Annotated in this window: 6 protein-coding genes; 4 read left to right on the top strand and 2 right to left on the bottom strand. The window is 73.0% G+C overall.

Annotation, left to right across the window (positions count from 1 at the left end):
• Window positions 1-64: 64 nt before the first annotated feature.
• From H490_RS22865 to H490_RS22855, 3 genes are read left to right on the top strand one after another with little or no spacing between them, the layout of a single operon-like run.
• Window positions 65-1492, top strand: a complete 1428-nt coding sequence (locus H490_RS22865; RefSeq protein WP_031289933.1) for an MFS transporter — start codon at window positions 65-67, stop codon at window positions 1490-1492.
• A gap of 9 nt (window positions 1493-1501) precedes the next feature.
• Entirely contained in the window at window positions 1502-2767 is a 1266-nt protein-coding gene (locus tag H490_RS22860) for an AMP-binding protein (RefSeq protein WP_238560321.1), read from the top strand.
• Window positions 2764-3717 carry a 1,4-dihydroxy-2-naphthoate polyprenyltransferase gene (locus tag H490_RS22855; RefSeq protein ID WP_041205233.1) on the top strand — a complete coding sequence of 318 codons (954 nt, stop codon included), beginning with the start codon at window positions 2764-2766 and terminating at the stop codon, window positions 3715-3717. The genes H490_RS22860 and H490_RS22855 overlap by 4 nt, the downstream gene beginning before the upstream one ends.
• 31 nt (window positions 3718-3748) lie before the next feature.
• Here the strand turns inward: H490_RS22855 and H490_RS22850 are convergent, their stop codons facing one another.
• Together H490_RS22850 and H490_RS31080 are read right to left on the bottom strand one after the other, a co-directional pair.
• Window positions 3749-5500, bottom strand: coding sequence for a bifunctional 3'-5' exonuclease/DNA polymerase (locus H490_RS22850; RefSeq protein ID WP_017883780.1), 1752 nt, complete (start codon window positions 5498-5500; stop codon window positions 3749-3751).
• A gap of 137 nt (window positions 5501-5637) precedes the next feature.
• Window positions 5638-6066 (bottom strand): DUF4229 domain-containing protein, encoded by a 429-nt coding sequence (locus H490_RS31080; protein WP_164884564.1) that lies wholly within the window; start codon window positions 6064-6066, stop codon window positions 5638-5640.
• A 166-nt stretch (window positions 6067-6232) separates the two neighbouring features.
• On the opposite strand from H490_RS31080, the gene H490_RS22840 reads away from it, so the two are divergent.
• On the top strand, window positions 6233-6631 hold the full coding sequence (locus H490_RS22840) for a PLDc N-terminal domain-containing protein (RefSeq protein WP_017883778.1): 399 nt from the start codon (window positions 6233-6235) through the stop codon (window positions 6629-6631).
• The last annotated feature ends 26 nt before the right edge of the window (window positions 6632-6657 follow it).

The raw sequence follows: 6657 nt of genomic DNA, 5'->3' as shown, positions 1-6657 counted from the left end.
GCGGTGAGCACCAAAATCAGTTCGAAAAACCGGGGCGCGAGCAGGCGGTGTAGCCTTGCAGGTGATGACGAGGCTCAGCAGACGACCACCGGGCTGGGCGACTGTCGGCGCACTCGCGTTCGTGGGCCTCACCTCGGCGTTCATGTTCACGCTGGTCGTGCCGTTGCAGGGCGAGCTGCCCGAGCTGTTGCACGCGTCGCGCGAGGACACCACCTGGGTGGTGACGATCACGCTGCTCGTGGCGGCGGTGGCGACGCCCATCTCGGGGCGGCTCGGCGACATGTACGGCAAGCGGCGCGTGGTGTTCGTGCTGCTCGCGGCGCTGATCGTGGGCTCGCTGGTCGCGGCGCTCTCGTCGTCGATCATCGGCGTGATCATCGGGCGCGGCCTGCAGGGCATCACGACCGGCGTGATCCCGCTCGGGATCGCGATCATGCGCGACGTGCTCCCGCCCGCACGGCTCGGCACGGCGGTGGCGCTCATGAGCGCCACGATGGGCGTGGGCGGCGCCGTCGGCATGCCGCTCGCCGCCCTGATCGCCGAGAACGCCGACTGGCACGCACTGTTCTGGATGTCGGCGGGGCTCGGCGCGCTCGGCATCGCGGCCGTGGTGGTCGCGGTGCCCGAGGACACGCTCATCTCGGGCGGGCGCCTCGACGTGGTGGGTGCGATCGGGCTGGCGATCGGCCTGACCGGACTGCTGCTGTTCGTGTCGCGCGGGGCCGACTGGGGGTGGGGCTCGCCGCTCGCGCTCGGCTCGATGGGCGTCGGGGTGGTCGTGCTGCTGGTGTGGGGCGTCTACCAGCTGCGCACGAGCGACCCGCTGGTCGATCTTCGCGTGGCGGCCCGCCCGACGGTGCTGCTGACGAACCTCGCCGCGATCGGCATGGGGTTCTCGCTCTTCGGATCCAACGTGACGTTCCCGCAGTTGCTCGAGATGCCGCGCGAGACGGGTGCGGGCTTCGGCCTCACGATGCTCGAGGCGGCGATCTGCATCATGCCGGCCGGCCTCATCATGATGGTGCTGTCGCCGCTCTCGGGCAAGCTGGAGCGGGTCTTCGGGCCGCGCCCGCTCTTCACGGTCGGCACGTCGTCGATCGTGATCGCCTACGTGTTCGTGCTGCTGTGGTCGAGCGAGGTGTGGCACATCGTGGTCGCGAACGCCATCATCGGCGTGGGGATCGCGTTCTCGTTCGCGGCGATGCCGATGATCATCATGGGGGCGGTGCCGGCGCACGAGACGGGCGTCTCGAACGGTTTGAACGCGCTGTTCCGCTCGGTCGGCACGTCGAGCGCGTCGGCCGTGATGGGCGGTGTGCTCGCGGCGATGAGCGTGGAGCACGAGGGCCGCGCGGTGCCCACGGCGGGCGCGTTCGCGACCTGCTTCTGGATCGCAATCGCGGCGGCGGCGGTGGCGACGGTGCTCACGCTGCTCATCCCCAGGGGGCCGTGCCCGGAGCCGCGCCCGTCGCTGCCCAGGCCGAGCGAGTAGCCTGGAACGGTGACTGCGCCCAACGGACTCCGCACCATCCCCACCGATGATCGAGCCTGGCTGATGGCCGCGCTCGGCGACGCGTTGAGCGGCGGCGCCCCCATCCTCCCGGTCGCAGACGAGCAGGCGGATGCGCGGGCGATCGAAGCGCTGCAGGGCGCCGAGCTGCCCGAGCGCACCGCCGTCGTGGTGCGCACCTCGGGTTCGCGGGGTGTGCCGAAGGCGGTCGCGCTGTCGGCCGGGGCGCTGCGCGCGGGCGCCGAGGCGACGCACGAGCGGCTGGGCGGTGACGGCCAGTGGCTCGTCGCGCTGCCGGCGCACCTGATCTCGGGGTTGCAGATGCTGGTGCGCAGTGAGGTGTCGGGCATCGCGCCGCGCTTCTTCGACGTCGCGGGCGGCTTCGACCCGGCGGCGCTGCTCGAGGCCGCCGACGGGCTCGAGACCCGTCGCCGCTACGTGTCGCTCGTGCCGGTGCAGTTCTCGCGCCTGCTCGACCTGGCCGAGCGGGATCTCGATGCCGCCGATGCGCTGCGCCGCTTCGACGCCGTGCTGGTGGGCGGGCAGGCCGTGACGCTCGAGATGCGCCGACGGGCGCACGAGCTGGGTGTCGCGCTGAAGCGCAGCTACGGCATGACCGAGACGGCGGGCGGCTGCGTCTACGACGGGGTCGAGATCGGCGATACGCGCGTGCGCGTCCGAGGGGGCGAGGTGCAGTTGGCCGGTTCGTCGCTGGCACTGGGCTACGTGGGCGATCCCGAGCTCACCGCGCAGCGGTTCGTCGAGGATCGGGATCGCGACGGATCGGCGACCCGCTGGTATCGCACGGGCGACGCCGGCGAGCTGCTCGGCGGCATGCTCACGGTCACGGGCCGCATCGACCGGGTGATCATCTCGGGCGGCGTCAACGTGTCGCTCGACGAGGTCGAGCGCGCGGTGCGCGAGTTCGAGGGCTGGGCGAGCGCGGTCGCGGTGGGCACGCCGCACCCGGAGTGGGGGGAGCGTGTGAGCCTCGTGGTCGAGACCCCGGCCGCCGAGGCCGCGGGCGCAACGGCTCCGTCGCGCAGCGGTGCCTCGCGCGCTGCCTTCGAGGAGGTGCGCGCCGCGATCCGGGATCGCCTCGGCCCCGCGGCCGCCCCCGCGTGGGCCACCGAGACCGACGAGTTGCCGCGTCTCGTGGGCGGCAAGCCCGATCTGCGGGCGATCGAGGAGTGGCTGAATCGGCTGCGGGCGAGCTTCCGGGAGACCCGGATCGCCGCGGGGGAGGAGCAGGAGTGAACGCGAAGGATCGGCGCAGGTCGGGTAACCCCGCGGTGCGGGCGGCCGCCGAACGGCAGGTGAGCTCGGGCGAGGCGCCGCGCATCACGTGGCGCAACTGGGTGGGCGGTGCGCGCCTGCGCACGCTTCCGCTGGCGGTCGCCCCGGTGGCGGCGGGCTCGGGCGTCGCGCACATGGTGCAGGGCTTCTCGCTGCCGCTCGCGCTGCTCGCGCTCGCCGTCGCCGTCTTCCTGCAGATCGGCGTGAACTACGCCAACGACTACTCCGACGGCATCCGCGGCACCGACGAGTTCCGGGTCGGCCCGGCCCGGCTCACGGGATCGGGCCTCGTGAACCCGAAGCGGGTGCTCGCGACCGCGCTGGTGTTCTTCGCGCTGGCGGCGGTCGCCGGGCTCGTGGCGGTGGTGCTGAGCGGGCGCTGGTGGTTCCTGGCGCTCGGTGTGCTCGCGATCCTCGCCGCCTGGTTCTACACGGGGGGCAAGCGGCCCTACGGCTATGCCGGTCTCGGCGAGGTGATGGTGTTCATCTTCTTCGGGATCGTGGCGACCGTGGGCACGGTCTACCTGCAGACCGACGTGCAGACCCAGGAGGCGTGGGTGACCGGCGCGGGCGTCGGCTTCTTCGCGGTGGCCGTGCTCGTGATCAACAACGTGCGCGACATCCCCACCGACCGTCTCGCGGGCAAGAGGACCCTCGCGGTGCGCATGGGCGACCGCGCCTCGCGCGCGCTCTACATCGTCTGCGTGCTGCTGCCGTTCGCGGTGCCGGCGCTCTACGGCTTCGTGAACCCCGGCATGGTGCTCGTGTGGTTCGTGCTGCTGATCGTGGCGCCCTGCGTGCTCATCGCGATCACGGCGAAGACTCCGCGCGAGCTGATCCTCGTGCTGCAGCTCACGAGCCTCGCGGCGCTCGTCTACGGCGTGCTCGTGGGCGTCGCGTTCGCCTTCTGAGGCGTCCTCGCCGCTTCGCCGGCCGGGGCGCTCACTCCTTGCTCGCCCGCTCGGCGACGCGCACGTCGAGCGGGAAGTCGACGGGGGTCTCGCCGAAGAGCAGCCGACCCGCTGCCTCGGCCGAGGCCCGCACGGCGTCTGCGACGGCTTGAGCCTGCTCGGTCGGGGCGTGCACGATGACCTCGTCGTGCAGGAAGAAGACGAGGTGCGGGCGGTGCTCGAAGACCGGCCCCGACGCCGTCGCGGGTGCGGGCGCCGCGGCGGGCATGGCGGCGAGCCTGAGGCGCAGCTCCGCGAGCCAGGCGAGCGCCCACTCGGCGGCCGTGCCCTGCACCACGAAGTTGCGGGTGAAGCGCCCGAGGTCGCGGGCGGCGCGGCGGGCGCGGGCCTCGTCACGCGTCGTGGCCGAGGGCAGGCTCGCGAGCGACTGCGTCTCGGCCCACTCGGCGCCGGGGACGGGCGACGAGCGACCGAGCCAGGTCGAGACCGTGCCGCCCTGCTCGCCGACCTCGGCGGCCCGGTCCACCAGCCGCATCGCGGCGGGGAAGCCGCGCCGCAGTCGAGGCACCAGCCGACCGCTGTCGCCCGTGGTGGAGCCGTACATCGCGCCGAGCACCGCGATCTTCGCCTCCTGCCGCGTCGAGACGAGGCCGCTCTGCACGATGCCGGAGTAGAGGTCCTTGCCGGAGCCCGCGGCGGCCATCGCCCGGTCTCCGGACATCGCGGCGAGCACGCGCGGCTCGAGCTGTGCGACGTCGGCCGACACGAGCATCCAGCCGAGGTCGGCGCGCAGGGCGGGGCGCAGCCCGCGCGGCACCTGCAGAGCGCCCCCGCCGCTCGACGCCCATCGTCCGGTGACCACGCCGCCCGGCACGTAGACGGGTCGGTACCTGCCGTCGCGCACCCACTCGTCGATCCACGCCCAGCCGTTGGCGGTCAGCAAGCGCGAGAGCTTCTTGTAGCGCAGCAGCGGTTCGATCGCCGGGTGCTCGATCTCCATGAGCTCCCACTGCGAGGTCGATTCGACGTCGATGCCCGCCCGCTTGAGCGCGCGCAGCAGCTTGGGCGGGGAGTCGAGGCTCGCCTCGGGCTGGCCGAGCGCCGCGCGCACCTCGTCGGCCAGCGCGAGCATCTTCGCCGGCTTCGCGCCGCCGGCGGGGCGCGGGCCCAGCTGCTCGCGCAGCAGGCGGTCGTGCTCGGCGGCGTCCCAGGGCACACCGGCTGATCGCATCTCGACGGCAACGAGCGCTCCGGCCGACTCGGCGGCGAGCAGCAGGCGCAGCCGGTTCGGGTCGGCGCTGGACGAGATCGCCGCCAGCTGCCGTTCGAACTCGGCGCTCGCCGATTCGGGATCGTGCGGCACGGTGGGCGCGACCGCGCCTGCACCCTCGAACTCGAAGAGCGCCGAATCTTCGGGCGCCTCTTCGGCCTCGAGACCCGGCGCCGCGTCCCACTCCTCTGCCGCGAGCAGGGCTCCGCGCTCGCGCACCAGCTCCGACCGCCGCAGGATGGCGTGCGACAGCCGCAGGTCGTGGCACCGTTCCACCCGCACCCCGGCGGCGAGCAGCTGCGGGTACCAGCTCGGGGCGTCGCTCCACACCCAGCGCGGCGGTGATGCGCTGCGCTCGCGCCGCGCGATGAAGCCGGGCAGGTCGTGCGGCTCGACAGGGACGGGCTCGCCGCGCGACCCGTCGGCGCGCACGTCGATCACGGTCGCGGCGCCGTCGTCGTCGCGACCGAGGATGCTCCACCGGGGCGCCTTCTGCGCCGTCGTCTCGCTCACGGTTCAACGCTACTGCGCACCACCGACGTCGAGGGTGGGCTCGGGGCCGGGCTCGGCTCTCAGCGGTGCCGGCCGGCCGGTGCCGGCCGCGAGTGCCGGTGCGCGTCGCGGGCGGCGACGTCCGACGGCTGCGGACGCTAGGCGCGCTCGGGGCGCGCGGCATCCGTCTCGTCATCGGCGACCGCGGTGCCGGTCGCCTCCGCCGCCCGGGCGTCCGCTGCGGTCTCCGCGACAGGGGTTTCGGTCTCGGCCGGGGTGCCCGCGTCGGAGACGGGGCCGGCGGTCTCCGAGGCCTCGATCGCCTCGTCCTCGACGATGTCGTCGGCGGTGCGCTCGCGGTTGCGCCACTCGTAGATGCTCTCGGACGCCGCCTCGCGCGGCTTCGAGAGCAGCAGCACCGACAGGGACACGCTGATGAGCGCGGACAGCACCGCAGCGATGAGCGCCGACAGCATCATCGAGAACTGCAGCGAGAGCCCCAGCGCGTAGATGAGGGCGAACGGTGCCGCGAAGAACAGCAGGCGCAGTGCGGTGTAGGTGATCCAGGCGGAGCGGGGGGTCTTCACCCGCACGAGTGTACCGGCGGCGGCTGAGCCGTCGCCGAGGGGCCGGCGGGTGCTCCCGTCGATGCGCTCGGATGACGGAGGGGAGACGGGATCGGGAATCGGCAGTGCTCCCGCCGCCCGAATCAAGGGTCGGAATCGACACAGTCGGGATCGGTACCATGGGTGTATGGTGCGATTCGTGATTATCGGGATCGTCATCGCCGTGGCGTTCACGCTGTACGCTCTCGTCGATGCGGCGATGACTGATGGATCGCGCGCGCGCGGCGTCTCGAAGCCCGTGTGGGTCGTGCTCGTGGTGCTGCTGCCGGTGATCGGCGGGGTGCTCTGGTTCATGATCGGCAAGGGGGCGACGCCGGCCAAGCGGCCTGCGGCGCCCGACGACGACCCTCGATTCGCGGGGACCCGCATGTCGTCGGCCGACCTCGACTCGCACATGCGCGATCTCGAACAGCGGCTGCGCGAGCTCGACGACGAGAAGTTCCCGGGCGAAGAGGCATCCGATCCCGATGCCGAGCCGCGCGGTGAGGAGCAGCCGGGCCCCGACGACGACGCGGCGCAGAAGTGAGCGCCGGGCCGCACGGCTCGGGCTCG

This window comes from Leucobacter sp. UCD-THU (assembly GCF_000349545.1).
Lineage (GTDB): Bacteria > Actinomycetota > Actinomycetes > Actinomycetales > Microbacteriaceae > Leucobacter > Leucobacter muris.
Note: the sequence above shows the minus strand (reverse complement) of the source record. Positions and strands in the feature narration are given on the sequence as shown.

Excerpts from the sequence above, each read along its gene's own strand:
- H490_RS22840 (WP_017883778.1), top strand. The coding sequence starts at position 6,233 with ATGGTGCGATTCGTGATTATCGGGATCGTCATCGCCGTGGCGTTCACG.
- H490_RS22865 (WP_031289933.1), top strand. The coding sequence starts at position 65 with ATGACGAGGCTCAGCAGACGACCACCGGGCTGGGCGACTGTCGGCGCA.